The 1,400-nt window shown below is 71.4% G+C and carries 2 protein-coding genes; both read right to left on the reverse strand.

Translation table 11 applies throughout. The annotated features are described in order from the left end of the window. Positions 1 to 298 precede the first annotated feature (298 nt). Complete coding sequence (locus V2S66_RS34280) at positions 299 to 538, reverse strand: hypothetical protein (protein WP_330801010.1); 240 nt, start codon at positions 536 to 538, stop codon at positions 299 to 301. Positions 539 to 782: 244 nt separating this feature from the next. After that, positions 783 to 1,097 carry a hypothetical protein gene (locus V2S66_RS34285; protein ID WP_330801011.1) on the reverse strand — a complete coding sequence of 105 codons (315 nt, stop codon included), beginning with the start codon at positions 1,095 to 1,097 and terminating at the stop codon, positions 783 to 785. Positions 1,098 to 1,400: the final 303 nt, after the last annotated feature.

Genomic DNA, 1,400 nt, shown 5'->3' on the forward strand with positions numbered 1-1,400 from the left:
TGCTCGGCCGCGGCCGGCGGCGGGGCGGCCACGGCGGGGGTCGACTCCGCCACCGTCCGCGCGGCCATGAGCTGACCTGCACCAGCCGCCGCGCAGCCTGCCACCGACGGGAACCAGCGACCGTCGGCGGCAGGCAGCACGCGCGGGTGCGTCTCGCCTCAATGCGGCGCGGCCCCCATGGAACGCGGGCTTTGGTCTGCAGCCGCCACGGGTTGGGCCCGGTCACGCCCTGGAACGCCGCACAGCCCCGGGCCGCGGTACCGCGACCCGGGGCTGGGTGCGCTTGGTGGCGGGACGGTCAGTTGTCGTGGTCTCCGGAGTAGCCGAAGTAGCCCATGGACTCCTCGAAGGAGCCGTGGGTGCGGGTGATGCCGTAGGGGCCGCCGAGGTTCTCGTACGAGAAGGCCGCGCTGGACGACGACTTCCCACCCACCGCCCCTGCCTCGTCACCCGTGGTGGTGGCAGCGGCCGACCCGGCCGCCAGGAAACCGGCGGCGGTGATACCGGCCAGGACGATCGCGACGCGACGGAAGTTCATTGGTTCTCCCTTTTCGAGTGGATGGCTGCACTCACAGTCCCCCGCCGTAGCCGTCGACCGCCGATTATGCGCCCCATGTCAGGCGTACGAGGGGCGACCACCCGGCGTAAACGATGCGGTAGCCCCCGGACACGAGACCCGGGGGCTACCGAGGATCACACGCTGTGGTCGGCCGAACGGGTGGCACCCCGCGTCCGTCGGTGCGGCCCGTGTGGCGTCGATGCCCACCGTGTCGCGGGGACGGTTACAGCAGGCCCCCGAGGAGGCCTCCCAGGAGGCCGTATCCGCCGTAGCCGTATCCGTATCCGTATCCGCCGTAGTTGTCGCAGTCGTTGTCGTTGCGCCGGTGATCGGTGCGGTCCTGCTCGTAGCGGCCGTGGTCGTTGCCGCCGTCGTACTGCTCGTTGCTGCTGTGGGAGACGGCGTGCTGGGTAGAGGCGCTGTGCTCGCCTGTCGAGGACCGCCAGGTGCTGTCGGCAGAGGCGGCGCCGGCCGCGCCGAGCATGATCACGGGAGCGGCAACGGCGCTGACGGCGATGGAGCGTACGAGCTTGTGCATGGGGTGTCCCTCATCTGGAATGCGGAGGACTCGCGGCAATTGCGGGCCCGCACACCACACTCAGCGCCCTGGCTGAAAACCGCACGCCGAGAACACGGCCCCTTAGGCCGCCTGGCTCCGCGATCGCCCCACCCTCCCGAAGCCTCAATCTCGCGGGTGGCAGTCCGCCGATCGCCTGCTCGCCCGTGTCGGGTGGCGTGACGGAGCAGTGCGGCCCGGCTGCCGGCGCCCCCGCGGTCTCCGACGGATTCTCCCGAGGGTGCTGCGGACGGTTCGCTGCGCGCCGGGAGATATCGTCCTGCG

It is taken from the genome of Actinacidiphila polyblastidii, from assembly GCF_036353415.1.
In the GTDB taxonomy this organism is placed as follows: Bacteria; Actinomycetota; Actinomycetes; order Streptomycetales; family Streptomycetaceae; genus Actinacidiphila; species Actinacidiphila polyblastidii.

Excerpts from the sequence above, each read along its gene's own strand:
- V2S66_RS34280 (WP_330801010.1), bottom strand. The coding sequence starts at position 538 with ATGAACTTCCGTCGCGTCGCGATCGTCCTGGCCGGTATCACCGCCGCC.
- V2S66_RS34285 (WP_330801011.1), bottom strand. The coding sequence starts at position 1,097 with ATGCACAAGCTCGTACGCTCCATCGCCGTCAGCGCCGTTGCCGCTCCC.